This is a genomic window from Streptomyces sp. NRRL S-1022, assembly GCF_000720135.1.
GTDB lineage: Bacteria > Actinomycetota > Actinomycetes > Streptomycetales > Streptomycetaceae > Streptomyces.
In genome coordinates, this window is sequence record NZ_JOIU01000007.1 from 256627 (window position 1) to 281139 (window position 24513).

The following is a 24513-nucleotide window of genomic DNA, read 5'->3' on the forward strand; positions in this document are numbered from 1 at the left end:
GTCTGCACATGAACGAACTTTTCGGCACACTTTCCGACGGCACGGCGGTGCACCGGTGGACGCTGGAGCGCGGCGGGGTGCGGGTGCGGGTGCTGTCGTACGGCGGGATCGTGCAGTCGGTCGAGGTCCCGGACGGGGACGGGCGGACGACGGACGTGGTGCTGGGTTTCCCTGATCTCGACGGCTATCTGGCGCATCCGGAGCCGTACCTGGGTGCCGTGATCGGCCGGTACGCGAACCGGATCGGGGGCGGCCGGTTCACGCTGGACGGCCGGACGTACGCGGTGGCGCGGAACGAGGGCCCGAACTCGCTGCACGGCGGCGAGCGCGGTTTCGACAAGCGGGTGTGGGAGGTGACGCCCGTCGCGCACGGGCTGCGTCTGAGCCGGGTGAGCCCGCACGGCGAGGAGGGCTTCCCCGGCCGGCTGGCGGTGACGGTGACCTACACGCTCGGGGAGTCGGGTGCGCTGCGGATCGCGTACGAGGCGGTCACCGACGCGCCGACGGTGGTGAACCTGACGAACCACACGTACTGGAACCTGAGCGGCTCCGGCCACACCGGCGACCACGAGCTACGGCTGGCCGCGTCCCGGTACACGCCGGTGGACGCGGACCTGATCCCCGCCGGGGGGCCGGCGGACGTCACGGGGTCCCGCTTCGACTTCCGTACGGCCCGCAAGACCGGCTCCGGCTACGACCACAACTTCGTGCTCGACAAGGGGCCGACAGCGGCGGCCGAGGAGGTGGCCGAGCTGCGCGACCCCGCGTCCGGGCGAACCCTCACGGTGGCGACGACCGAGCCGGGGCTCCAGCTGTACACCGGCGACCATCTGTCCGGCCCGTTCTTCCCGGGCGCGGGGACCGCCCTGGAGACGCAGCACTTCCCGGACTCCCCCAACCGGCCCGACTTCCCGGGCACGGTACTGCGGCCCGGGGAGGTCTTCCGGTCCGAGACGGTGTACGCCGTCTCGGCGGCCTAGCCGCCACCGGTCACCCGGACGGCGCGGGAGGCCTCCGGGCCGGCGGGACGGAAGTCCCACCGGCCCGGAGGCCTCGACCGTGGCGAGCGATCTCACCACCGAGCCGCCCCCAACCCGACTCAGCCACCAGCCCCGGCACCCGCACCGGCCCCGGCTCCAGCGCCCGCCCCGGCTCCAGCCCCGGCGCCCGCTCCGGCTCCAGCACCCGCTCCGGCACCGGCACCCGCACCGGCTCCAGCACCCGCTCCGGCACCAGCACCCGCTCCGGCCCCGGCACCCGCACCAGCCCCGGCTCCGGCACCCGCACCAGCTCCTGCGCCCGCACCCGCGCCGGCCCCAGCACCCGCACCGGCCCCAGCACCCGCGCCAGCCCCGGCGCCAGCACCCGCACCGGCACCCGCGCCAGCCCCGGCACCAGCCCCGGCGCCAGCACCCGCACCGGCACCCGCGCCAGCCCCGGCACCAGCCCCGGCGCCAGCACCCGCACCTGCACCAGCGCCCGCACCAGCACCAGCACCAGCGCCGGCACCAGCCCCTGCGCCAGCACCCGCACCGGCCCCAGCACCCGCACCGGCTCCAGCACCGGCGCCCGCGCCAGCCCCTGCTCCGGCACCCGCACCCGCACCCGCCCCAGCACCCGCACCAGCCCCGGCTCCGGCCCCAGCACCCGCACCCGCACCCGCCCCAGCCCCGGCACCCGCACCAGCCCCGGCGCCCGCGCCCTTGGGCGGCTTGTTGTGGTTGTTGTGGTTGTTGTGGTTGCCCTTGTGCTGGGGGCTGTGCTTGGCGTGGTCGTGGGCCTGGGTGTGTACGGCCTGCGGCGCCATCGGCGCGGCGAACGCGGCGGTGGGGAGCAGTACACCGCCGGCCGCCAGGGCGACCGTGGTGGCCAGCATCGCGAGCCGCTTCTTGCCGGTCTTGCGCTCGATGTTCGTCATGGGAATCCGCCTCCGTGGGGGTTGTGCCCGAGCCGTTCTCGGGCTGCTTCAAATGAACCCCGGCGGCGGCACCCCGGTCAGGTTCCGGGAAGTCGTAACTTGACGGACCGGACATACCGCTGTTAAACGCACAAAACGAGCCCCGGCCCAGGGGTCAGGTCCCGGGCCGGGGCTGCTCGTGCGGGAGGCTTGTCCCGGATCAGACGTTAATCGGCGCGCTCAGCCTCCGGTCGGCGATCGAGCGTCCGGCGGTGATCTCGTACGAACCCTTCACACATGCCCACGCCTTCCCCGTTTCGTCCCAGACCTCGAAGGTCCGGCGCGGCAGCTCCACGGTGACCTCGGCACTCTCCCCCGGACCGGCCTCGACGGACGCGAAGCCCGCCAGCCGGTGCGCCGGGCGCTCGGGGCCGGGCCCGGTCGGGGAGACGTAGACCTGGACGACCTCCCGCCCGGCCCGCTCGCCGGTGTTGCGCACGCGGACGCGGACGGTGGTGCCGTCGACGTCCAGGGCCTCGTAGGCCCAGTCGGTGTAGCCGAGGCCGTGGCCGAAGGGGTAGGAGGGGGTGCGGCCGGCCTTTTCCCAGGCCCGGTAGCCGATGAAGACGCCCTCGCTGTACGGCAGTTCGCCGTCGGTCGGGACGACCCGGGTGACCGGGGCGTCGGCGAGGGAGCCCCAGGTGGTGGGGAGCCGGCCGCCGGGCTCGTGGGCGCCGGTGAGGACGTCGGCGAGGGCGGCGCCGCCCTCCTGGCCGGGGAACCAGGTCAGCAGGACGGCGGCGACCTCGTCCCGCCAGGGCAGCTCCACCGGGGAGCCGGCGTTGACGACCACGACGGTGTTCGGGTTGGCGGCGGCGACCGCGCGGACCAGGTCGTCCTGGCGGCCGGGCAGGGTGAGGTCCCGGCGGTCGAAGCCCTCGGACTCCACCCGGTCGGTGGTGGCGACCACGACGACGGCCGTGCCGGCGCCGCGGGCGGCCTCGACGGCCTCGGCGATCAGCTCGTCGGGGTCGCGCCGCGGCCCGGAGTGGGCGAGCGCGAAGCCGACCACCTTCATCGGGAGGTCCTCGGGGATCCGGACGACATGGGTGAGGGAGACGTCGACCGGTTCGCCGGCGGTCAGCTCCACCTCGGCGCGGGGGGCGGGGGCGCCGAAGAAGGCCTCGAAGGGGTCGTCCTTGCCGGGGCGCTGGTCGTCGTCGTAGTACGTCGTGCCGCCGACGGTGAGGGTGAAGGGGCCCGTGCCCTTGATCCCGAAGGTGTGCGGGCCGGACTCGCGGGGGGTGAAGGTGCCGGTCAGCTCGACGGTGTCCAGGGTGTCGTGGGTGACGCCGTCGGGGAGGTCGGAGCCCATCCACTGGATGAGCCCGCCGGGGGCGGAGCGGGTGCCGATGACCTCGCCGGCGGCGTCGCGGCACACGGCGCCCAGGCTGAAGCTCTGGTCGGCGACGGCCATTTCGGTGGCCGGGTCGGCGCCGACGGCGTAGCTGAGAGTGCCCTCGGGGAGCGCGGCGGTGAGGCCGTCGAGCGGGGAGACGATCCGGGCCGGGAAGACGGTGGCCGAACCGCCGCCGAGCACCCGGGCGTCGCGGGCGGCGGCGCCGATCAGGGCCACGGTGCCATGGGGCGGCAACGGCAGGGCGCGGTTCTCGTTGCGGACGAGGACGAAGGAGCGGCGGGCGATCTCGCGGGCCAGCGCCTCGCCGTCGACCGGCGCGGGCGGCTGCGCGACCTCCGGTTCGGCGCCGGCCAGGATGCCGACGCGGGCGGCGAGCCGCAGGACCCGGCGGACGGCCGCGTCGACCGTGGCCTCGGCGACCCTGCCGTCCCGCACGGCCCGGGCGAGTGCGGGGCCGTAGACGGTCCGGGGGCCGGGCATGGCGACGTCCAGGCCGCCGCCCGCGGCACCGACGGTGTCGCGGGCGGCCGTCCAGTCGGAGACGTTGAAGCCGTCGAAGCCCCATTCGCCGCGCAGGACCTCGTCGACGAGGTGGTGGTGCTCGGTCATCGTCGTGCCGTTGACCGTGTTGTAGGCGGTCATGACGCCCCAGGGGCGGGCGTTCTCGACGATGGCCTCGAAGGGGGCCAGGTACAGCTCGCGCAGGGCGCGTTCGGGAACCAGGTTGTTCACCGTGAGGCGGTCGGTCTCGGCGTCGTTGGCGACGAAGTGCTTGACGGTGGTGCCGACTCCGCCGGACTGGACGCCGCGGACGTAGCCGGCGCCGATGACGCCGGTGAGGTACGGGTCCTCGCTGTAGCACTCGAAGTGGCGGCCGCCGAGCGGGGAGCGGTGCAGGTTGACCGTGGGGGCGAGCAGGACGTGGACGCCCTTGCGGCGGGCCTCCTGGGCGAGCAGGACACCGGCGCGGCGGGCGAGCCCCGGGTCCCAGGTGGCGGCGAGCGCGGTCGGGGAGGGCAGGGCGACGGACGGGTCGTCGGCGGTCCAGCGCACGCCCCGGACGCCGATCGGGCCGTCCGACATCACCAGGGACGCCAGGCCGATCTCGGGCAGCGCGGGCAGGGTCCACATGTCCTGGCCGGCCAGCAGTCGCGCCTTGGTGTCGAGGTCGAGCGCGCCGAGGGCGGCCTCCACGACCGCCTCGCGGGCCCTCTCGGCCGGGGTGGGCTGGGCTCCCGCCATAACGGTTCCTCCTCGTCGAGTCCGTGCAGGTGGGTCCATCGTGCCCGGGACGCCTGTAGAGCGGTAGGTTTCGTTATCTTGCCGTTATATTCGAGGGAGAGGGATGTCGTACCGTGACGTCATGAACGCGAGGGTCAGGAGCGAGGAGCGGCGGGCGGAGCTCGTCGGGGCCGCGCTCGAAGTGATCGCCGAGCGGGGGTACCGGGGGGCGAGCCTGGCCGCGGTGGCCGAGCGCGTCGGGCTCACCCAGCAGGGGCTGCTGCACCACTTCCCCACCAAGGACGCCCTGCTGGTGGCGGTGCTCCAGGAGCGGGACCGGTGGGACGCGGTGCCGGACTCGCAGTGGCGGGTGGACCTGCTGGCCTCGCTGGTCGAGTACAACGCGATGCGGCCGGCGATCATCCAGACCTTCTCCGCGCTGCTCGGTGAGAGCGTGACGGAGGGGCATCCGGCGCGGGACTACTTCACGGAGCGGTACGCCCGTGTCCGGGCGACCATGGCCTCGGTGCTGCGCGCCGAGTACGGTGACCGGCTGCCGAACGGGCTCACCCCCGAGCGGACCGCTCCGCTGCTCGTGGCGGTGATGGACGGCCTCCAGTACCAGTGGCTCCTGGACCCGGAGGCGGTGGACATGCCGGGCGCCTTCCGCGACTTCCTGCGGTTGCTGGGCGAGCCGGCGCAGTAGGGCCGCGCGCGGGCCACCATGGCGGCCGGACCTCACGGGGCATACCGTGGAGCGGCTCGTGTCCGCCAGTGAGGGAAGGACCCAACCCCCTTGACCCGCATACGCGTTCACCTAGGCGTCCTCGGTCTGGCCCTGCTGGCCGGGCTGACCGCTCCCCCGGCCACCGCCTCCGCCGCACCGGCCGGCGCCCCCTCCCCCACCGTCGAGGAGCAGCGGCTCGACGCGCCGGCGCCGCAGGAGATCCTCCGGCGGTCGGGATTCGACGACGCGGCCCCGGAGTTCGCCCGTGCGCTGGGCCGGGCGCACGACTACGCGCAGGCCCGGCGCATCGTCGTACGGCAGGGATCCGCGCTGTGGCGGCGGGCCGTGGACCGGGCGCAGGGGCGGGGGCCGGCGGGCGGCGACCTGAGCCGGGACGACGACCGGCCGCTGTACTGGGCGCGGCTCGGGATGAGCCGGGAAGTACGGACGTGGGAGCCGGGGTTCGGCCTCACCGACGCGCACCGGGACGCGCTGCTGGACCGGTTGGAGCGGACCTCGCGGGGACAGACCGACATCCGCTACCCGGCGCGGGACCGCCTGCGCCGCGTACTGCTCACCGGCTTCGACCCCTTCACGCTCGACCGGGACATCCGTATCTCCAACCCCTCCGGGGCGACGGCGCTCGCGCTCGACGGCACGGTGGTGCGGACGGCGCGGGGCCCGGCGCGGATCGAGACCGCCGTCTTCCCGGTGCGCTGGCGGGACTTCGCCGAGGGCACGGTGGAGCGGACCCTGCGCCCGTACCTGCCGGAGGTGGACCTGTTCACGACCGTGAGCCAGGGCCGCGTGGGCCGGTTCGACATCGAGCGGACCAACGGCGCCTGGCGCGGCGGCTTCCCGGACAACGACGACGTCTCCCGGACGGAGACCGTACCGGTCGCCGACCCGGCGGCACAGCCGCAGTGGACGAGCACGACCCTGCCGTACGCCGCCGTCGTGGCCGCGCGGACGGGCCGCTTCCCGGTCTACGACCACACGGAGGTGACCGAGATCCCGGCGGGCGGCGGCGATCCCGTCGTACGGCCGGACGGGCCGACCCCCGGCTCCGCCGCGCGCGCCGGGGGCGGCGGCGACTACCTGTCCAACGAGATCGCCTACCGGGCCACCCTGCTGCGGGACCGGCTCGGACTGCACGACACCCTGCCCGGCGGGCATGTGCACACCCCGGTGCTCCGGTTCGGGGCCGGGAACACCACCGAGGTGACCGACCCCGAGTTCGTGCGCAACCGGCTGGACATCATCGGCCAGGTACGGGCGATCGTCGCCGTGGCCGTCAGTGCGACGGAGCGAAGGCCAGGCTGATGCCGAGGCCGGCCAGGACGGACCCGACGGCCTTGTTGAGGACCTTCTGGGCGCGCAGCATCAGCGTGCGCATGCGCTCCTGCGAGAAGAAGAGCGCGACGACGCCGAACCACAGCAGGTGGGCCAGCGACATGAACAGGCCGTAGCCCGCCTGCCGCCAGACCGGTGTGCCGGGGCTGACGACCTGGGCGAAGGTGGAGACGACGAACAGGGTGGTCTTGGGGTTGAGGACGTTGGTGAGGAAGCCGGTGCGCAGCGCGGCGAGCGGCGTGAGCGCGGTCTTGTGCGCCAGGTCCACCTCGACCCCGCCGCGGGTGCGGAAGGTGCGGACGCCGACGTAGACGAGGTAGGCGGCGCCGATCAGCTTGATGACCGTGAACAGGAAGGTGGAGGAGGCGATCAGCAGGCCCACGCCGAGCATCGTGTAGGTGACGTGGACCAGCACGCCGGCGGCGACGCCCGTGGCGGCGAACAGGCCGGTGCGGCGGCCGTACAGGTAGCTGTTGCGGACGATCATCGCGAAGTCGGCGCCGGGGGCGATGACGGCCAGGACGGTGATGACGGCGACGGCGAGGATCTCGGTCACGGTATGACGTTCTCCTCTTCGGTCTCGTCGGTGCCGTCCCCGGCGTTCTGCTCGCCCAGCAGGTCGCGGGCGAGGAGCGTGGCGCCCGCTACCGCGCCCGGCATCAGGAACACCGCGACGAACGGAACCAGGAAGGCCAGGCCCAGGGGCGTGCCGAAGCCCCAGACCAGGGTCTTGCGGGAGCGGAGCAGGGTGAGCCGGGCGCGCAGGTCGACGTCCCGGCGCTGGAGCGCGACCGCGGCGAGTTCCTCGGTGAGGAAGAAGCCGGTGACGAAGAAGCCGATCACGGGTACGACGGTCTGCCCGACGACCGGCAGGAACCCGAGGGCGAAGAGCAGGACGCCCCACAGGCCGGCCCGGACCAGGATGCGCAGGCTGTCCCGGGCGGAGATCCACAGCTCGCGCCAGAGCGGGAGGCCGGACCGGGGGGCGGTGCCGTCGGGCGAGACGTCGGCGTCGACCCTCTCCGAGAGGCTCTCGTAGAAGGGCTGGCCGACCAGCAGGGTGACGGCGGTGAAGGTCAGCACGGCCAGCAGCAGACCGAGGGCGAACAGGACGGCCGTCAGGAAGCCGCGGAACAGTCCCTGCCAGGGGCTGGACCAGTCGTCGGCGAACGGGGTCGCCCAGCCGACCGCGTCCTCACCCCACAGGGCGAGCCCGACCAGCGCGGCGGCGTACAGGACCAGCGTGATCAGGCCGGGCAGCAGTCCGAAGCCGTAGCTCCGTCCGTGCCGGGCCGCCCAGCGCTGGCCCTTCAGCAGATAACCGAAACCCACCCCAAGATCACGCATGGCGAGGACTCTACTGGCTCGGCCGGGCCGGTGCGGCTGGTCAGACGTCCAGCATGCGGCGGAGCAGATCGCGCAGGGAGCCGCGCTCGTCGTCGGTGAGGGCGGCGAGCGGTTCGCGCGCGAAGTGCAGGCTCTCGCGCAGGTCCCGGGCCATCCGGCGGCCCTCCTCGGTGGCGGCGGCCACCTTCACCCGGCGGTCGGCCGGGTCGGGGCGGCGCTCCACCAGGCCGCGGGACTCCAGGCGGTCCACGATCCCGGTGACGTTCGACGGCTCGCACTTCAGCTTCTGCGCCAGCTTGCGCATGGGCAGCGGCTCCAGCGAGAGCAGGCTGAGGAGCCGGGCCTGCGGACCGGTCAGCGTGTGCTCGCCCGCCGCCTTCTCGTAGTCCGCGTAGAAGCGGGCCACGACGTCACCGATCAGCTCCACGACTTCCAGGGTGAGGGCGTCGGGGCGATGACTCTTCGATGGGGTGGACATGGCGACCAGGATACCCGGTTACTTGACATCATGAAATATTCAGGTGCAGGGTTGTTTCAGGTACTGAAGTAACAGGAAAGGCTCTGTCATGATCAACCGCGAGTGGCACCTGCTCAGCCGTCCCGTCGGCTGGCCGAAGCCCGAGGACTTCGCCCTGGTCGAGGCGCCGGTCCCGACCCCGGGCGAGGGCCAGGTGCTGGTGCGGAACAAGTACCTCTCCGTCGACCCGTACATGCGCGGCCGGATGAGCGAGGCGAAGTCGTACGTCGCCCCCTTCGAGCTGGGCAAGGTCATGCAGGGCGGTGCGGTCGGCGAGGTGGTCGAGTCCCGCGCCGAGGGCATCGAGGTCGGCGACCACGTCCTGCACTTCCTCGGCTGGCGGGAGTACGCGGCCGTGGACGCCCGGCACGCCGTCAAGGTGGGCCCGGCCGCCGTCCCCGCCGTCAAGGTCGACGCCGGCGCCCAGGAGGTGCCCCTGTCGACGTACCTGGGCGTCCTCGGCATGACCGGCCTGACCGCCTACGCCGGCCTGCTGCGCACCGCCTCCTTCAAGGAGGGCGACGTGGTCTTCGTGTCGGGCGCCGCCGGGGCCGTGGGCAGCCAGGTGGGCCAGATCGCCAAGCTCAAGGGCGCCTCCCGGGTCATCGGCTCGGCCGGCTCCGACGAGAAGGTCAGGCTGCTGGTGGAGGAGTACGGCTTCGACGCCGCGTTCAACTACAAGACCGGCCCGGTCGCCGAGCAGCTGCGCCAGGCCGCGCCCGACGGCATCGACGTCTACTTCGACAACGTCGGCGGGGACCACCTGGAGGCCGCCATCGGCTCCCTGAACGAGGGTGGCCGGATCGCGGTCTGCGGCATGATCTCGGTCTACAACAACACCGAGCCCGCCCCCGGCCCGAAGAACCTCGCCCGTCTCATCCAGACCCGCGGCCGCATCGAGGGCTTCCTGGTCGGCGACCACTACGACCTCCAGCCGCAGTTCGTCCAGGAGGTCGGTCCGTGGGTCGCCTCGGGCGCGCTGAAGTACCGGGAGACCGTGGCCGAAGGTATCGAGAACACCCTGGAGGCGTTCCTCGGGGTCCTGCGCGGCGACAACGTCGGCAAGATGGTCGTCAAGCTCTAGCCTTCCGGTGATTTTCGGCATGCGGTAACTTCTTTCCGAAATCCGTCGCCGATCGTGGGCGCGAGTCGCGGCGGACCGAGGAGGAGGACAACCGCATGCCCATCACGCAGTCCGACGTCCTGTACACCGCCGTCGCCACCGCCGAGAACGGCCGCGACGGGCGGGTCGCCACGGACGACGGCCGGCTCGACGTCGTCGTCAATCCACCGAAGGAGATGGGCGGCAGCGGGTCCGGGACCAACCCGGAGCAGCTGTTCGCCGCCGGTTACAGCGCCTGCTTCCAGGGGGCGCTGGCCGTGGTCGCCCGGCAGGAGGGCGCCGACGTCTCCGGGTCGACCGTCACGGCGAAGGTCGGGATCGGGAAGAACGACGACGGGTTCGGGATCATCGTGGAGATCTCCGCCAGCATCCCGAACGTGGACGCGGCGACCGCGCGGGACCTGGTCGGGAAGGCTCACCAGGTGTGCCCCTACTCGAAGGCGACTCGCGGGAACATCACCGTGACGCTGGTCTGACCTTCGTCGTTTCCACATCGGCAGCCGCACCCTTGGACGTGGGGTGCGGCTGCTTCCCGGCCGGGGGCGCCTGCCGGGTGCCGTGCGGGTCCGGCTGCCGGCCGGTCACGGCTGGTCGCGCCCACGCGGCGGAGCCGCACACCGATGCGGTCCCGCATCCCCTCAGGGTGCTGCCAGGGCCGCTCGCTGGACGGCCGCCGCCAGCCTGTTGTTCTCCGGGGCCGCTCCGCCCGGGAACGCGAACCTGCGCCTCGTGTAGCCGTAGGCGATGCCGCTGTGCGGGTCCGCGAAGGCCTGGACGCCGTTCGCGCCGCTGTGGCCCAGGGTGCCGGCGCCCAGGAAGGGGTGCCAGGTGTCGGCGGTCGCCTGGAAGCCGAGACCGAAGGACTTGTGGGCGCGGGCCACCAGGTCGTAGCCCGAGGAGTGGATCTGGCCGAACTCCGCCAGCGTGTCCTCCTTCAGCAGGGGGCTGCTGCCGTCCACCTCGCTGATCATCACCGCGTACATGCCCGCGAGACCGCGCGCCGAGCCGACGCCGCCCACCGAGGCGGGGCCCCCGGCGCGGATCAGCCGCTCGTTGGGCAGGCTCTCCAGATCGGTGGGCTGGGCGCCGTGCCGGTTGAAGGCGATCGAGGCGAGGGTGTGCGGGCCGGCCGGCTCGGCGTCGAGCTGGGCCTGCTGCGCGGGGGCCGGCAGCATCGGCTGGACCGGGCGGAAGCGCGGCTCGTGCGCGGCCGGCAGACCCAGGTGGAGGTCGAGGCCGTGGGGGGCGCGGATCCGCTCCCCGTAGACCTCCTGGAGGGTACGGCCCGTCGCCCGGCGGACGACCTCGCCGGTCAGCGCGCCGATGACCAGCGCGTGGTAGCCGAACGCCGTGCCCGGCCGCCAGAAGGGCCGCTGGTCGGCGAGGCGCTCGGCGATCATCCGGTCGTCGGCCAGCTCGGCGAGGGTGAACCCGGCGTCGGTGCCGATCAGCCCCGCGCGGTGCGTGAGGAGGTCCCGCAGGGTCAGCGCGCCCTTGCCCTCGGCCGCGAACTCCGGCCAGTAGTAGGTGACTTTGCGGTCCAGCTCCAGCGTGCCGTCCTGCACGAGCAGCGCCGCGACCAGGTGGGCCGCGCCCTTCGTGGCCGAGTACACGGCGTACAGCGTGTCGCCCGTCACCCCGGGGCCCGCCCACAGGTCCACGACCCGGCGGCCGTGGACGTACGCGCACAACTGGCCCTCGTAGTCCTGCCGCTCCCCGGCGACGAGGGCGGCGAACTCCTCGCGCACCGGCTCGAAGCCCTCGGCGACCGCGCCCTGGACGGTGATCTCCTGCGTCATCCACTCTCCTTGACCGATCCGCTGCCCGCTGCTCCCCGTCGGCGCAACGCCCCGTCGAGTGCGGGCGTTCCGAGATCGGTACGGCGGGACGTGCCCGTTCGACTCAACCCCGTGCGGGCCGGCGGGTGTCACGGATGCCCCGGACGGCGGACGGAACGGAACGGCGCGGGGTGCGCCGGGGCGTACCGGCGACGGGCTCAGGTGCACCACCACAGGAAACGGTCGCAGGTCCTGGTGGGCGAGGGCGTGGGGGTGGGGGCGGCGGTCGTCGGGGCCGCGGTGGGGGTGGCGGCGGGCGCGCTGGCGGCCGGGCCGGCGGGGGTGGTCGCGGCCGTACCGGAGTGCGTGCCGGCCGGCGGCCGGCCCTCGTCGGTGTCCTCGGCGGAAGGGGAGGCGGAGTCCTTGGCCTTGTCCTTGTCCTTGTCCTTCGCGGACTTCGAGGGGGACGCCGAGGCCGGGGCGTCCGGGGAGGCGGAACCGGCCGCGCCCGCGGTGGTGCCGGGGACGGTGCCGCCCGGGTCCGCGGTGCGGTCCGGCGCGGGGGAGGCGGCACCGCCGTCCGCCGTGGTGTCCCCGGCGGGGGCCGGGGCGTCACTGGAGAACGGCGAGAAGGGCGCGTCCGTGCCGAGTTCGGCGAAGCTCAGTCCGCCGGCCGCGAGCACGAACCCGGCCGCGATCAGCACGGTGCGGCGACGGCGGCGGCGGTGCACGGCGGCCTTGCGGTCCCGCCGGCTCGCCCCGGCCCGGGCGGCCCGCCGGCCGCCGGGGGCGGCCTCCTCGGCGGTCCCACGGCCGGCGGACCCGCCCGCGTCCTCGTCCGGGTACTCACCCGCGACCTCGTCCGCGGCCTCGTCCGCGTACTCGTCCGTGCGGCCGGCGGCGTGGGCGGCCGCGCCGGTCTCCGGCCACCGGTCCGGGTCGTCCGGCGCCTCGGGCGCGCCGAGCGGGTCGTTGGGGGCGTCGTACGGGTTGCCGTACGCCGTCGGCGGCTGCGCGTACCCGTGCCCGTACGCGTGCGGGTGCGCGGCCGGCGCGGCCGTGGTGACGACGGGACGGCCGGCCGGCGTTCCGCACCCGGGGCAGGCCAGGGCGCCGTTGAGGTGCCGTTGGCACGGGGGGCAGTAGTCCATGACGCGGGAAGACTAAGGTCCGCGCGAGCCCCGTTCCAGGCGGGGCTGTGAAGGTTTCGTGCGAGATCGAAAGAGTTCTCGAAAGCCTTGCCGAAACCGTTACCTGTTCGCCCCATTGACACCCCTGCCGGACCATCCTTACTGTCACGCCAGCATTTCGAACGTGTGACGAAATCTCGAACAGTCTGAAGGGCAACTGCCGTGCGCATCACCGGAATCAGCACGCACGTGGTCGGCACGCCGTGGCGCAACCTGACCTACGTCCAGGTGCACACCGACGAGGGCATCACGGGAGTCGGCGAGACCCGGATGCTCGGGCACACCGACGCGCTGATCGGCTATCTGCGGGAAGCCGAGACCAACCACATTCTCGGATCGGACCCGTTCGCTGTCGAGGACCTGGTGCGCCGGATGAAGTACGGCGACTACGGCCGTGCGGGTGAGATCGTCATGTCCGGCATCGCGGTCGTCGAGATGGCGTGCTGGGACATCAAGGGCAAGGCACTGGGCGTACCGGTGTGGCAGCTGCTCGGCGGGAAGGTGACCGACAAGGTCAAGGCGTACGCCAACGGGTGGTACACGACCGAGCGAACGCCGGAGGCGTACCACAAGGCCGCGCAGGGGGTGATGGAGCGCGGGTACAAGGCGCTGAAGATCGACCCGTTCGGCACCGGGCACTTCGAACTGGACCACGAGCAGACCCGGTACGCCGTCTCGCTCATCGAGGCCGTGCGGGACGCCATCGGCCCGGAGGCCGAGCTGATGCTGGAGATGCACGGCCGGTTCTCCCCCGCCACCGCCGTCCGGCTGGCCAAGGAGATGGCCCCCTTCAAGCCGGCCTGGCTGGAGGAGCCGGTGCCGCCGGAGAACCTGAAGGCGCTGGAGAAGGTCGCCGCGAAGGTCGACATCCCGGTCGCCACCGGTGAACGCATCCACGACCGGATCGAGTTCCGCGAGCTGTTCGACAGCCAGTCCGTGGACATCATCCAGCCGGACGTCGGCCACATCGGCGGCATCTGGGAGACCCGGAAGCTGGCCGCCACCGCCGAGACCCACTACATGCTGGTCGCCCCGCACAACGTGGGCGGGTCCGTGCTCACCGCCGCCTCCCTCCAAGTCGGGTTCACCTCCCCGAACTTCAAGATCCTGGAGCACTTCAACGACTTCGCGGACGCGGAGATCAAGAAGGTGGTCAAGGGCGCGCCGCAGGTCGTGGACGGCTACTTCCACCTCTCCGACGCGCCCGGTCTCGGCGTCGAGCTGGACGTCGACGCGGCGGCCGAGTTCCCGCAGCAGCAGGCCCGGTTCGACCTGTGGGCCGAGGGCTGGGAACAGCGCAAGCCGAAGGCCGTCAAGTGAGCTCCCAGGTCCTCGTCGAGGCTCCGGGCGCGCACCGGGTCGAGCCCCACACACCGCGCGAGCCCGGTCCCGGCGAGGCGCTGGTCGCGGTGCACGCGGCCGGCATCTGCGGCAGCGACCGCGAGGTGTACCAGGGCAACCGGCCCGAAGGGTACGTGCGGTATCCGCTCACCCCCGGGCACGAGTGGTCCGGGACCGTGCGGGCGGTGGGCGCCGGGGTGCCCGGCTCGCTCGTCGGCCGCAAGGTGGTCGGCGAGGGCTTCCGCAACTGCCAGGTCTGCGACCGCTGTCACGCGGGCGAGACCACGCTGTGCACGGCCGGGTACGAGGAGACCGGGTTCACGCAGCCCGGCGCCATGGCGGCCACGCTCACGCTGCCCGCGCGGCTGCTGCACGTCCTGCCGGACGGGGCCGACCTGACCGCCGCCGCGCTGCTGGAGCCGGCCGCCTGCATCGCCGCCGCCGCGCTGAAGGCGAACGCCCGGCCGGGTGAGCGGGTCGCGGTGGTCGGCACGGGCACGCTGGGCATGTTCGCCGTGCAGTTCCTGAAGGCGGTCTCGCCGGCGGAGCTGCTCGTGGTGGGCACGCGGGGCGACCGCGAGGCGCTGTCCCGGCGGTTCGGGGCGAGCGACTTCCGGCTGAAGGACCGGAAGCTGCCCGACGACTTCGACGTGGTGATCGAGACCGCCGGTTCGGCGTCCGCCGCGCGCACCGCCGCCGCGCTGCTGCGGCGCGGCGGCCGGCTGGTCCTCACCGGGATCCCGGCGGCGGGCGCTGACGGGCTCGACCCGACCGACCTCGTCGTACGGCAGCTGGAGGTGCACACCGTCTTCGGGGCGCCGCCGGACGCCTGGGCGTACGCCGTGCGGGTGTTCGGCGCCGGGTTGCTGGATCCCCTGCCGCTGGTCACGCACGAGCTGCCGCTGACCGAGTTCCCGCAGGCCATCGAGCTGGTGGGGGCCGGTGATCCGAAGGTGGGCAAGGTGCTGCTCCGCCCCTGACCGTACGCCGGCCGGGGCGCGACCTGACGGCGCCCCGGCCGGCGTACACCCGGCGCATTTCCGTACCGAGAGCCGCGAACCTCGTCCGAAATACCGAACACGAAGGACAGCTTGTGACCGACGCTTCCGCTCCGGCAGCCCGCAGGCCCGGCGAGCAGGTGCTCGCCGCACTCGGCCTGGCCGCGCCCGCCCTCGACCCCGCCGACGCCTCCGCCCACACCTTCCCGGGCGGCGGTCGCTGGCGCACCGAGATCCCCTCGTGCGAGGGTCCCGAAGCGCTGGCGGTCGTCCTCAAGGAGGCCTCGCGCCTCGACGTGCCGATCCACCGGATCAGCCAGGGCAGCGGCGTGTGGATGCTCACCGACGCCGAGATCACCGAGATGGTCGACGCCACCGCCGAACGCGACATCGAACTCTGCCTGTTCACCGGCCCGCGCGGCACCTGGGACATCGGCGGCTCGGTGCGGTCCGACTCGCGGGGGGCCGGACTGCGCGCCCGGGGCCACGACGCGGTCGCCGGCTGCGTCGAGGACGCCGTCCGGGCCACCGAACTGGGCGTGAAGTGCCTGCTGGTCGCCGACGAGGGCGTGCTGTGGACCCTGCACCGGGCCCGCGAGAGCGGCATCATCCCGGCCGACACCACGCTGAAGGTCTCGGCGCTCATCGGCCCCGTCAACCCGGCCTCGTACGCCGTCTACGAGCGGCTCGGCGCCGACTCCGTCAACGTGCCCAGCGATCTGACGCTGGACCACCTCACCGAGATCCGCCGGGTGTCCGGCGCCCCGATGGACATGTACATCGAGGCCCCCGACGACCTCGGCGGCTACGTCCGGATGTACGAGGTCGCCGAGCTGATCCGGCGCGGGGCACCGCTCTACCTGAAGTTCGGCCTGTCCAAGGCGCCCGGCATCTACCCGTGGGGCACCCACCTCAGAGACGTCACCCTGGACACCGCCCGGGAGCGGGTGCGGCGCGGCCGGCTCGCCCTGGACCTGCTCGCCCGGCACGGCGCGGACGGCGACATGGCGCCGCTCGGCTCCCGGCTGCCGGGGGCGTTGCACCGGTTCGCCTCCGAAGGTGCCACGGACTGACCCGATGGGGACCGCGGGCCGTGCGTGGCGGGTCGCTCCCCCAAGTCCTCGACTCCGCTCGAACCCGGGGGGGACCCCCATCGCGGCGGAGCCGCATATCGGCCACAGTCCCGCGCCCCCTTCAGGGCGCTTCACCGACCTCGCTCAACAAGCTCCGAACGACGAGAAGAACAGGGACCGATCACCATGCGCACTCGTAGAAGCGCCCTCGCCGCCATAGCCGGCGCCGCCTCGCTCGCCCTCACCCTGACCGCCTGCGGCCAGAGCGGCGAGGGCGGCAGCAAGCAGAAGTCGGGTGACGTCAAGGGCGCCACCATCGGCATCGCCATGCCGACCAAGTCATCCGAGCGCTGGATCTCCGACGGCAAGAACGTCGTCAAGGACCTTGAGGCCAAGGGCTACAAGACCAAGCTGGTCTACGGGGAGGACGACCCCGAGCAGCAGGTCTCCCAGATCGAGAACCTGATCACCCAGGGCGTCAAGGGCCTGATCATCGCGGCCATCGACAACAAGTCGCTGAACAGCGTGCTCCAGCAGGCCGCGGACGCGAACATCCCGGTCATCTCCTACGACCGGCTGATCCTGGGCACCAAGAACGTCGACTACTACGCCTCGTTCGACAACGAGAAGGTCGGCAAGCTCCAGGGCCAGTACATCGTCGACAAGCTCGGGCTGAGCAAGGGCAAGAAGGGCCCGTTCAACATCGAGCTGTTCGCCGGCTCCAACGACGACAACAACACCAAGTACTTCTTCGGCGGCGCCATGAGCGTCCTCCAGCCGTACATCGACAAGAAGCAGCTGGTGGTCAAGTCCGGGCAGACGAAGCTGCCGCAGGTCGTCACCCTGCGCTGGGACGGCACCACCGCGCAGAAGCGCATGGAGGACATCCTCACCTCCTCCTACAAGAGCGGCCGGGTCGACGCGGTCCTGTCGCCGTACGACGGCATCTCCATCGGCATCCTGTCCGCGCTGAAGTCGGACGGCTACGGCTCGGGCAGCAAGGCGCTGCCGGTCATCACCGGCCAGGACGCCGAGCTGGCCTCGGTGAAGTCGATCATCGCCGGTCAGCAGACGCAGACCGTGTACAAGGACCTCCGCAAGCTCGCCGAGGTCGCCGCCACGATGATGGACGACTCCCTGAAGGGCAAGAAGCCGCAGGTCAACGACACCAAGACCTACGACAACGGCACCAAGGTCGTGCCCGCCTACCTGCTCCAGCCGGTGAGCGTCGACAAGGGCAACTACAAGCAGGTGCTGGTCGACGGGGGTTACTACGCCGAGGCCGATCTCAAGTAACCCGCCCTTTTCCTACGGATTGAAAGGCACGACCATGGCGGGACCCGTCCTGGAAATGCGCTCGATCGTCAAGACCTTTCCCGGTGTCAAGGCGCTGTCGGACGTCACGCTGACCGTCCGGCAGGGCGAGGTCCACGCCATCTGCGGGGAGAACGGCGCCGGCAAGTCCACCCTCATGAAGGTGCTGTCCGGCGTGCACCCGCACGGCAGCTACGAGGGCGACGTCCTCTTCGGGGGAGAGACCTGCCGGTTCCGGGACATCCGGGCGAGCGAGCAGCACGGCATCGTGATCATCCATCAGGAGCTGGCCCTGGTGCCGCACCTGTCCATCGCCGAGAACCTGTTCCTCGGCAACGAGCACGCCACGCGCGGCCTCATCAACTGGCGCGAGACCCTGCGCCACGCCACCGAACTGCTGCGCCGGGTCGGTCTGGACGAGCACCCGGAGACCCGGGTCGCCGACATCGGCGTGGGCAAGCAGCAGCTGGTGGAGATCGCCAAGGCGCTGTCCAAGCAGGTGAAGCTGCTGATCCTGGACGAGCCGACGGCGGCCCTGAACGACGAGGACAGCGACAAGCTCCTCGACCTGATCCTGGAGCTGAAGAACCAGGACATCACCTCGATCATCATCTCCCACAAGCTCAACGAGATCCGCAAGGTCGCCGACTCGGTGACGATCATCCGGGACGGCCGGTCCATCGAGACCCTCGACGTGAAGGCGCCGGGGACGACCGAGGAGCGGATCATCGCCGGCATGGTCGGCCGCGACCTCGACCACCGCTTCCCCGAGCGCAGCCCGCACCAGCCGGAGGAGGGCGCGGCACCGGCGCTGGAGATCCGCGACTGGACCGTGTTCCACCCGATCGACCAGCAGCGCAAGGTCGTCGACGACGTGTCGCTGACCGTGCGCCGCGGGGAGATCGTGGGCATCGCGGGCCTGATGGGCGCGGGCCGCACCGAACTCGCGATGAGCGTCTTCGGGCGGACGTACGGACGGTACGCGGGCGGCACCGTCCTGAAGGACGGCACGGAGATCCGGACGAAGACGGTCGCGGAGGCCATCGGACACGGCATCGCGTACGTCACCGAGGACCGCAAGCACTACGGCCTGAACCTCATCGACACCATCAACCGGAACATCTCGCTGACCGCGCTGGACAAGGTGGCCAGGCGGGGTGTGGTGGACGAGCACGAGGAGCGGCAGGTCGCCGAGGGATTCCGGACCTCCATGAACATCAAGGCGCCCACGGTGTTCGAGCCGGTGGGCAAGCTCTCCGGCGGCAACCAGCAGAAGGTCGTCCTCAGCAAGTGGATCTTCGCCGGGCCGGACGTGCTGATCCTCGACGAACCGACCCGCGGCATCGACGTGGGCGCCAAGTACGAGATCTACACGGTCATCGACCAGCTCGCCGCCCAGGGCAAGGCGGTCGTCTTCATCTCCTCCGAGCTGCCCGAGCTGCTCGGCATGTGCGACCGCATCTACACGATGGCCGCCGGGCGGCTGACCGGCGAGGTGTCCCGGGCCGAGGCCACGCAGGAAGTGCTGATGCGCCATATGACGAAGGACAAAGAGGTAACGCGATGAGCACGGATGTGACCGCCAAGAGCCCGGCCCCCGCGCCGCCGGGCAGGAGCGGACCGGCCGCCGGCGGGGGGCTGCTCGGCCTGGTGCTGGCCGGACTGCGCCGCAACATGCGCCAGTACGGCATGCTGATCGCGCTCGGCCTGATCGTGGTCCTCTTCGCGATCTGGACCGACGGCGACCTGCTGCTGCCCCGCAACGTCTCCAACCTGGTGCTGCAGAACAGCTACATCCTGATCCTCGCGATCGGCATGATGCTGGTGATCATCGCCGGGCACATCGACCTGTCGGTCGGCTCGCTCACGGCGTTCGTCGGCGCCTTCGCGGCCGTACTGACCGTGCAGCACGGGGTGGCCTGGCCGATCGCACTGGTGCTGTGCCTGGCGGTCGGCGCGGTCGCCGGCTCGGTCCAGGGCTACCTGATCGCCTATCTCGGCATCCCGTCGTTCATCGTCACCCTCGCCGGGATGCTGCTCTTCCGCGGCCTCACCGAGATCCTCCTCAAGGGCCAGACCCTCGGCCCCTTCCCCGACGGCCTGCAGAAGCTCGGCAACGGCTTCCTGCCCGAGGCCGGCCCGCACACCAACTACCACAACCTCACGCTGCTGCTCGGGATCGTCCTGATCGCGGCCGTGGTCTGGCAGGAGTTCCGGGACCGCCGCCGCCAGCAGGAGTTCTCCCTGGACGTGCTGCCGGTCCGGCTGTTCCTGCTCAAGCTGACCGCCCTGGTCGCCGCGATCCTCGTGCTCACCCTGCTGCTCGCCAGCTACAAGGGCGCCCCGATCGTGCTGATCATCCTCGGCGCGCTGGTCGTCGGCTACGGATACATCATGCGCAACGCGGTCTTCGGCCGGCACATCTACGCGATCGGCGGCAACCTGCCGGCGGCCAAGCTGTCCGGCGTGAAGGACAAGAAGGTCACCTTCTACGTCTTCCTGAACATGGGCGTGCTCGCGGCCCTGGCCGGCATGGTGGTCGCCGCCCGGCTGAACGCGGCCTCGCCGAAGGCGGGCGTCAACTTCGAACTGGAGGCGATCGCCTCCTCGTTCATCGGCGGCGCTTCCATGAGCGGCGGTGTCGGCACCGTCCTCGGCGCCATCATCGGCGGTCTCGTCCTCGGCGTGCTGAACAACGGCATGAACCTCCTCAGCGTCGGCACCGACTGGCAGCAGGTCATCAAGGGCCTCGCCCTGCTGGTGGCGGTCGGGTTCGACGTGTGGAACAAGCGCAAGTCCGGTTCGTAAGCGCCCAGACAACACGGAGCCGCACCATGGAACTGAACAGACGCACGGTCATAGCAGGAGCAGCGGCGGCGGGCCTGGCCGCCACCACCCTCGGCACCGGCAGCGCCGAGGCCGCCACCGGTGGTCACGCAGGCCGGAAGCCGGTGAAGGAACTCTTCGGCACGCTCGCCGACGGCACCAAGGTGTACCGCTGGTCGCTGGCGAACGGCGGCACCCGGCTGAAGGTGCTCTCCTACGGCGGCATCGTCCAGACCCTGGAGATCCCCGACCGGCACGGCCGCCACGCCAACGTGGTGGCGGGCTTCGACAACCTCGCCGACTACGTGGCGAAGAGCCCGTACTTCGGCGCCCTGATCGGCCGGTACGGCAACCGCATCGGCAAGGGGCGGTTCACGCTGGACGGCACGGCGTACCAGCTCTCCGTGAACGACGGCGTCAACAGCCTGCACGGCGGGGCCAAGGGCTTCGACAAGCACGTGTGGCACGTCGAGCCGTTCACCAGGGGCTCGGACGTCGGGCTGCACCTGCACTACACCAGCGGCGACGGTGAGATGGGCTACCCGGGCACGCTGCGGACGAAGGTGACGTACACCCTCGACCGGCACGGCGACTGGCGCATCGACTACGAGGCCACCACCGACAAGGCCACCGTCGTCAACCTCACCAGCCACGTCTACTGGAACCTCACCGGCGAGGGCAGCGGCACGATCGAGGACCACGAGCTGTCCATCGCCGCGTCCCGGTACACCCCCACCGACTCGGGGCTGATCCCCACCGGCGAGCTGGCCCAGGTCGCGGGCACCCCGTTCGACTTCCGGCACGCCAAGCCGATCGGCCGGGACATCCGGGCGGGCCATGAGCAGCAGGTGCAGGCCAAGGGCTACGACCACAACTGGGTCCTGGACAAGGGGATCACGGCGAAGCCCGAGCACATCGCGACCCTGCGCGACCCTCGCTCGGGCCGCACCCTGAAGATCGCCAGCGACCAGCCGGGCCTGCAGTTCTACTCCGGCAACTTCCTCGACGGGACGCTCACCGGCACCGGTGGCCGCACCTACCGGCAGGGCGACGCCCTGTGCCTGGAGACGCAGCACTTCCCGGACTCACCGAACCACGCGAACTTCCCGTCGACGGTGCTGCGGCCGGGGCAGACGTACCGGACGACGACGGTGCACACGTTCGGAAGGTGAACCGGCTCACACCCCGGGTGAGTTGAACGCCACCGGGGTCTCCTCCGTATCGAAGGGCGGCCCGTGCTCCCCCGCACGGGCCACCTGAACGGAGGTCCCCTTGGCCGGCAACGTCACCTCGTTGTTCCGCGGCACCGCCGCGCACAGCCCCTCCATGGCGGCGCTGACGCGGGAGGGCGGCGACGGGACCGGCCCGGTGGACTTCTGCATCCCCTGCAACCCGTACTTCCCGACGCCCGCCATGTTCGAGGAGCTGGCGGGCCGGCTGCGGGAGATCGTCACGTACTACCCGAGCAGCGCCGACACCATCACCGGTGAACTGTGCTCGCTGCTGCGGCTGCCGCCGCAGTGCGTGGCGATGGGCAACGGCTCCACGGAGCTGATCACCTGGATCGACCACCTCCTGGTCCGCGAGTCCCTGGCCGTCCCGGTCCCCACCTTCGGCCGCTGGACCGACCAGCCGATGGAGACGGGCAAGCGGGTCGACATGTTCCCGCTCCAGGAGGCGAACGGCTTCGCCCTGGACCTCGCCCAGTACGCCGAGTTCATCCGCGCCCGGGGCACCCGGGTCGCCGTGGTCTGCAACCCGAACAACCCCGACGGCGGCTATCTGCGCCGGCAGCAGGTGGTGCAGTTCATGGACGCCATGGCGGACCTGGACCTCGTCGTGGTCGACGAGTCGTTCCTGGAGTTCGCCGACGCGGAGGCCGAGCCCAGCGTCGTCCAGGAGGCCGTGCTCCGCCCCAACGTGATCGTGCTGCGCAGCCTCGGCAAGAACTTCGGCCTGCACGGTATCCGCTTCGGCTACCTCGTCGCCAATCCGGCGCTGGCCGGCAAGGTCCGCTCGATGCTGCCGAAGTGGAACCTCAACTCCTTCGCCGAGCACGTGGTGTTCATGCTGAAGGAGCACGGGACCGAGTACGCCCGGAGCCTGACGCAGGTCCGCCGCGACCGGCTGGAGATGGCCAGCCACCTCTCCGCGCTCCCCGGCCTCACCGTCTACCCCTCCCAGGGGAACTTCCTCTTCGTGCGCCTGCCCGTGGGCGCCGAGGGCACGGTGGTGCGGGACCGGATGCTCACCGAGCACCGGATCCTGGTCCGCGAGTGCGGCAACAAGATCGGATCCTCCAGCCGCTTCCTGCGGCTCGTGGTGCGCCCCCAGGTCGACGTGCGTCGCCTGGTGTCCGGCCTGGAACAGGTGCTCTACGGGTCCGGGAGGGGAGCCGCCGTACCCGAGCCGGGCACCGGGACCAGCTACAGCTCGGGTACGGCGGCGGTCGACCGGCTGGTCAGCGAGACCAACGGGGCCGGGATGCAGCTGACCGCGGCCGGCCCCGCTCCGGCCGCCGGCACCGGCATGCCGCTCCCCGCCGCCGTCACGCCGGCCGGCGGCGGGATGCCGATGCCGGCGGCAGCCCAGCCGGCCCCCGCCCCGGCCCCGCAGCCGGCGTTCACCCCCGCGCCGGCGCCCATGCCCGCAGCGGTCCCACAGCCGGCGCCCGTACCCGCCCCGGCCCCCCAGCCGGCCTTCACCCCGGTCCCGGCACCCGTACCCGCCCCGGCCCCGCAACCGGCGTTCACCCCGGTCCCGGCACCGGTGCCCGTGCCCGCCCCGCAACCGGCGTTCACCCCGGCGCCGGTGCCCGTGCCCGCCCCGGCCGCCGTGGCCGTGCCGCCGGCCCCCGCCGTCGCCCCCACTCCGCCCGGGGTTCCGGCCCGTGGCGGGCTCACCGCGGCCCAGGTGCGCGGGATGACGGCACCGGCGCCTGCCGCGGGCCTGACCCCGGCCCCCGCGACGGGCTGGCCCAACGCCCGGAGCTGGCCGAACGCGGCGGGAACGGGCCAGGCAGCCGGCTGATCCCTCCCCTTCCAGCCGACCGGGTCGGGTGGTGGGTGGGCGAGGCCGGGGTCCAGGGGCGGAGCCCCTGGCGGGGTCTGCGGCGGAGCCCCAGAGGGGCGGCGCGACGGAGGGCGGGACGTCGGAGGGCGGCGCGTCAGAGGACCACGCTCAGCGCGGCCAGCGCGACGCAGCCGGCGCACACCGCGAGGGCGATGCCCACGCAGCGCCGGCGCAGCTCCCGGTAGCGCTGCTCGTACTCCGCGCGCAGCGACACGCACCGGGCCGCGATCCGTTCGAGGTCCCCCTTGGCCCGTTGCAGGCTGTCGGCGACGTACCGCTGCTCGATCTGCTCCCGCTGTGCCGTCGTCAGCCACTCCAGGGGGCCGGCGAACTCGCGGGCGCGCCGCTCGGCCTCCGCGACCCGGGCCTGCCACAGCAGGTAGCCCTCCACCTCGTTGCCGAGGTCACCGCCGGCGCCCGCCCCCTGTTTGGGCAGACCGCTCACCCGTGACCCCGCTGGTCGCCGGCCGGGAGCGCGTGGGCCTCTTGTTCCCGCATCGCGATGTCCGGGTGGTGCAGGTCGAACGCCGGGGACTCCGAACGGATCCGCGGCAGGGTGACGAAGTTGTGCCGCGGCGGCGGGCAGGAGGTCGCCCACTCCAGGGAGCGGCCGTAGCCCCACGGGTCGTCCACGCCGACCGGTTTGCCGTACTTGGCCGTCTTCCACACGTTGTAGAAGAACGGCAGCATGGACAGGCCGAGCAGGAAGGAGCTGATGGTGGAGACCGTGTTCAGCGCGGTGAAGCCGTCGGCGGCCAGGTAGTCGGCGTACCGGCGCGGCATGCCCTCGGCACCCAGCCAGTGCTGGACCAGGAAGGTGCCGTGGAAGCCGACGAACAGCGTCCAGAAGGTGCCACCGAAGAGGAAGGTGACGAGGAAGCCGGCGGCCCAGAGCATCGGCGTCTCGAAGGACAGCGAGCCCTTCCACATGGTGCCGATCCAGTTGAAGAACTTCACGCCGGTCGGGACGGCGATGAGGAACGTACATGTGGTGCGCCCACACCGTCAGGGACAGGCCCGCGATCGCGATGGTCGCGGCGACCAGACCCATGTAGCCGAAGATCGGCTTGCGGGCGAAGACCGGGATGACCTCGGTGACGATCCCGAAGAACGGCAGCGCGATGATGTACACCTCCGGATGGCCGAAGAACCAGAAGAGGTGCTGCCACAGGAGTGCGCCGCCGTTGGTCGCGTCGAAGACGTGGGCGCCGAGCTTGCGGTCCGCCTCCAGCGCGAACAGCGCCGCCGCGAGGACCGGGAAGGCGAGCAGGACCAGGACGGCGGTCAGCAGCACGTTCCACACGAAGATCGGCATG

General features: G+C 72.1%; 21 protein-coding genes and 1 pseudogene. 13 read left to right on the forward strand and 9 right to left on the reverse strand.

Features of this window, described 5'->3' with window-relative positions; all coding sequences use genetic code 11:
• Nucleotides 1-8: 8 nt before the first annotated feature.
• The gene (locus IG05_RS0110380) at nt 9-980 is read left to right on the forward strand and encodes an aldose epimerase family protein (RefSeq protein WP_030341290.1); all 972 of its coding nucleotides are present in this window, start codon (nt 9-11) and stop codon (nt 978-980) included.
• Between the two features lie 10 nt (nt 981-990).
• On the opposite strand, the gene IG05_RS47745 is transcribed toward IG05_RS0110380, so the two are convergent.
• Nucleotides 991-1683, reverse strand: a complete 693-nt coding sequence (locus IG05_RS47745; RefSeq protein WP_158838840.1) for a hypothetical protein — start codon at nt 1681-1683, stop codon at nt 991-993.
• A gap of 434 nt (nt 1684-2117) precedes the next feature.
• Nucleotides 2118-4559: a glycoside hydrolase family 3 protein gene (locus tag IG05_RS0110395; protein ID WP_030341293.1), complete on the reverse strand. Its 2442-nt coding sequence runs from the start codon at nt 4557-4559 to the stop codon at nt 2118-2120.
• A gap of 103 nt (nt 4560-4662) precedes the next feature.
• Here IG05_RS0110395 and IG05_RS0110400 point away from each other — a divergent pair, with 103 nt between their 5' ends.
• Complete coding sequence (locus tag IG05_RS0110400; RefSeq protein WP_030341294.1) at nt 4663-5244, forward strand: TetR/AcrR family transcriptional regulator; 582 nt, start codon at nt 4663-4665, stop codon at nt 5242-5244.
• A 90-nt stretch (nt 5245-5334) separates the two neighbouring features.
• Nucleotides 5335-6588 (forward strand): hypothetical protein, encoded by a 1254-nt coding sequence (locus IG05_RS0110405; protein WP_030341296.1) that lies wholly within the window; start codon nt 5335-5337, stop codon nt 6586-6588.
• On the opposite strand, the gene IG05_RS0110410 is transcribed toward IG05_RS0110405, so the two are convergent.
• From IG05_RS0110410 to IG05_RS0110420, 3 genes are read right to left on the reverse strand one after another with little or no spacing between them, the layout of a single operon-like run.
• Nucleotides 6560-7174: a LysE family translocator gene (locus IG05_RS0110410; RefSeq protein WP_030341298.1), complete on the reverse strand. Its 615-nt coding sequence runs from the start codon at nt 7172-7174 to the stop codon at nt 6560-6562. The genes IG05_RS0110405 and IG05_RS0110410 overlap by 29 nt on opposite strands.
• On the reverse strand, nt 7171-7965 hold the full coding sequence (locus IG05_RS0110415; RefSeq protein WP_030341299.1) for an EI24 domain-containing protein: 795 nt from the start codon (nt 7963-7965) through the stop codon (nt 7171-7173). Before IG05_RS0110415 ends, IG05_RS0110410 begins: the two co-directional genes overlap by 4 nt.
• 40 nt (nt 7966-8005) lie before the next feature.
• Nucleotides 8006-8443 (reverse strand): MarR family winged helix-turn-helix transcriptional regulator, encoded by a 438-nt coding sequence (locus IG05_RS0110420; protein ID WP_030341302.1) that lies wholly within the window; start codon nt 8441-8443, stop codon nt 8006-8008.
• A gap of 88 nt (nt 8444-8531) precedes the next feature.
• Between IG05_RS0110420 and IG05_RS0110425 the strand changes: the two genes are divergently transcribed.
• Nucleotides 8532-9566, forward strand: coding sequence for an NADP-dependent oxidoreductase (locus tag IG05_RS0110425; RefSeq protein WP_030341304.1), 1035 nt, complete (start codon nt 8532-8534; stop codon nt 9564-9566).
• A gap of 95 nt (nt 9567-9661) precedes the next feature.
• Nucleotides 9662-10081, forward strand: coding sequence for an organic hydroperoxide resistance protein (locus IG05_RS0110430; protein WP_030341307.1), 420 nt, complete (start codon nt 9662-9664; stop codon nt 10079-10081).
• Between the two features lie 162 nt (nt 10082-10243).
• Here IG05_RS0110430 and IG05_RS0110435 read toward each other — a convergent pair whose 3' ends face one another.
• Nucleotides 10244-11404: an EstA family serine hydrolase gene (locus tag IG05_RS0110435; protein WP_030341309.1), complete on the reverse strand. Its 1161-nt coding sequence runs from the start codon at nt 11402-11404 to the stop codon at nt 10244-10246.
• 197 nt (nt 11405-11601) lie between these two features.
• Nucleotides 11602-12534 carry an SCO2400 family protein gene (locus IG05_RS0110440; RefSeq protein WP_030341311.1) on the reverse strand — a complete coding sequence of 311 codons (933 nt, stop codon included), beginning with the start codon at nt 12532-12534 and terminating at the stop codon, nt 11602-11604.
• A gap of 201 nt (nt 12535-12735) precedes the next feature.
• On the opposite strand from IG05_RS0110440, the gene IG05_RS0110445 reads away from it, so the two are divergent.
• The 8 genes from IG05_RS0110445 (at nt 12736) to IG05_RS0110480 (ending at nt 23155) form a co-directional block, all read left to right on the forward strand.
• Complete coding sequence (locus tag IG05_RS0110445) at nt 12736-13893, forward strand: mandelate racemase/muconate lactonizing enzyme family protein (RefSeq protein ID WP_030341314.1); 1158 nt, start codon at nt 12736-12738, stop codon at nt 13891-13893.
• Complete coding sequence (locus IG05_RS0110450; RefSeq protein ID WP_030341316.1) at nt 13890-14894, forward strand: zinc-dependent alcohol dehydrogenase; 1005 nt, start codon at nt 13890-13892, stop codon at nt 14892-14894. Before IG05_RS0110445 ends, IG05_RS0110450 begins: the two co-directional genes overlap by 4 nt.
• Before the next feature lie 113 nt (nt 14895-15007).
• Nucleotides 15008-15985 (forward strand): hypothetical protein, encoded by a 978-nt coding sequence (locus IG05_RS0110455; RefSeq protein WP_030341318.1) that lies wholly within the window; start codon nt 15008-15010, stop codon nt 15983-15985.
• 186 nt (nt 15986-16171) lie between these two features.
• Nucleotides 16172-17281, forward strand: coding sequence for a multiple monosaccharide ABC transporter substrate-binding protein (chvE, locus tag IG05_RS0110460; protein ID WP_030341319.1), 1110 nt, complete (start codon nt 16172-16174; stop codon nt 17279-17281).
• A 34-nt stretch (nt 17282-17315) separates the two neighbouring features.
• Complete coding sequence (gene mmsA / locus IG05_RS0110465; protein WP_030341320.1) at nt 17316-18866, forward strand: multiple monosaccharide ABC transporter ATP-binding protein; 1551 nt, start codon at nt 17316-17318, stop codon at nt 18864-18866.
• A complete protein-coding gene (gene mmsB / locus IG05_RS0110470) occupies nt 18863-20107 on the forward strand; it encodes a multiple monosaccharide ABC transporter permease (protein ID WP_030341322.1) in 1245 nt (414 codons plus the stop codon). The genes mmsA and mmsB overlap by 4 nt, the downstream gene beginning before the upstream one ends.
• A 26-nt stretch (nt 20108-20133) precedes the next feature.
• Complete coding sequence (locus tag IG05_RS0110475; RefSeq protein ID WP_030341323.1) at nt 20134-21297, forward strand: aldose epimerase family protein; 1164 nt, start codon at nt 20134-20136, stop codon at nt 21295-21297.
• Between the two features lie 100 nt (nt 21298-21397).
• Complete coding sequence (locus tag IG05_RS0110480) at nt 21398-23155, forward strand: pyridoxal phosphate-dependent aminotransferase (RefSeq protein ID WP_030341325.1); 1758 nt, start codon at nt 21398-21400, stop codon at nt 23153-23155.
• Between the two features lie 136 nt (nt 23156-23291).
• On the opposite strand, the gene IG05_RS0110485 is transcribed toward IG05_RS0110480, so the two are convergent.
• The gene (locus IG05_RS0110485; RefSeq protein ID WP_078894022.1) at nt 23292-23642 is read right to left on the reverse strand and encodes a cytochrome C oxidase subunit I; all 351 of its coding nucleotides are present in this window, start codon (nt 23640-23642) and stop codon (nt 23292-23294) included.
• Nucleotides 23639-24513, reverse strand: a pseudogene (locus IG05_RS42060) (cytochrome c oxidase subunit I); the annotation flags it as partial. The gene IG05_RS0110485 and the pseudogene IG05_RS42060, both read right to left, overlap by 4 nt.

Coding starts and splice junctions, on each gene's coding strand:
- IG05_RS0110430 (WP_030341307.1), top strand. CDS start 9,662: ATGCCCATCACGCAGTCCGACGTCCTGTACACCGCCGTCGCCACCGCC.
- IG05_RS0110425 (WP_030341304.1), top strand. CDS start 8,532: ATGATCAACCGCGAGTGGCACCTGCTCAGCCGTCCCGTCGGCTGGCCG.
- mmsB (WP_030341322.1), top strand. CDS start 18,863: ATGAGCACGGATGTGACCGCCAAGAGCCCGGCCCCCGCGCCGCCGGGC.
- IG05_RS0110475 (WP_030341323.1), top strand. CDS start 20,134: ATGGAACTGAACAGACGCACGGTCATAGCAGGAGCAGCGGCGGCGGGC.
- IG05_RS0110440 (WP_030341311.1), bottom strand. CDS start 12,534: ATGGACTACTGCCCCCCGTGCCAACGGCACCTCAACGGCGCCCTGGCC.
- IG05_RS0110435 (WP_030341309.1), bottom strand. CDS start 11,404: ATGACGCAGGAGATCACCGTCCAGGGCGCGGTCGCCGAGGGCTTCGAG.
- mmsA (WP_030341320.1), top strand. CDS start 17,316: ATGGCGGGACCCGTCCTGGAAATGCGCTCGATCGTCAAGACCTTTCCC.
- IG05_RS0110415 (WP_030341299.1), bottom strand. CDS start 7,965: ATGCGTGATCTTGGGGTGGGTTTCGGTTATCTGCTGAAGGGCCAGCGC.
- chvE (WP_030341319.1), top strand. CDS start 16,172: ATGCGCACTCGTAGAAGCGCCCTCGCCGCCATAGCCGGCGCCGCCTCG.
- IG05_RS0110395 (WP_030341293.1), bottom strand. CDS start 4,559: ATGGCGGGAGCCCAGCCCACCCCGGCCGAGAGGGCCCGCGAGGCGGTC.
- IG05_RS0110400 (WP_030341294.1), top strand. CDS start 4,663: ATGTCGTACCGTGACGTCATGAACGCGAGGGTCAGGAGCGAGGAGCGG.
- IG05_RS0110380 (WP_030341290.1), top strand. CDS start 9: ATGAACGAACTTTTCGGCACACTTTCCGACGGCACGGCGGTGCACCGG.
- IG05_RS0110420 (WP_030341302.1), bottom strand. CDS start 8,443: ATGTCCACCCCATCGAAGAGTCATCGCCCCGACGCCCTCACCCTGGAA.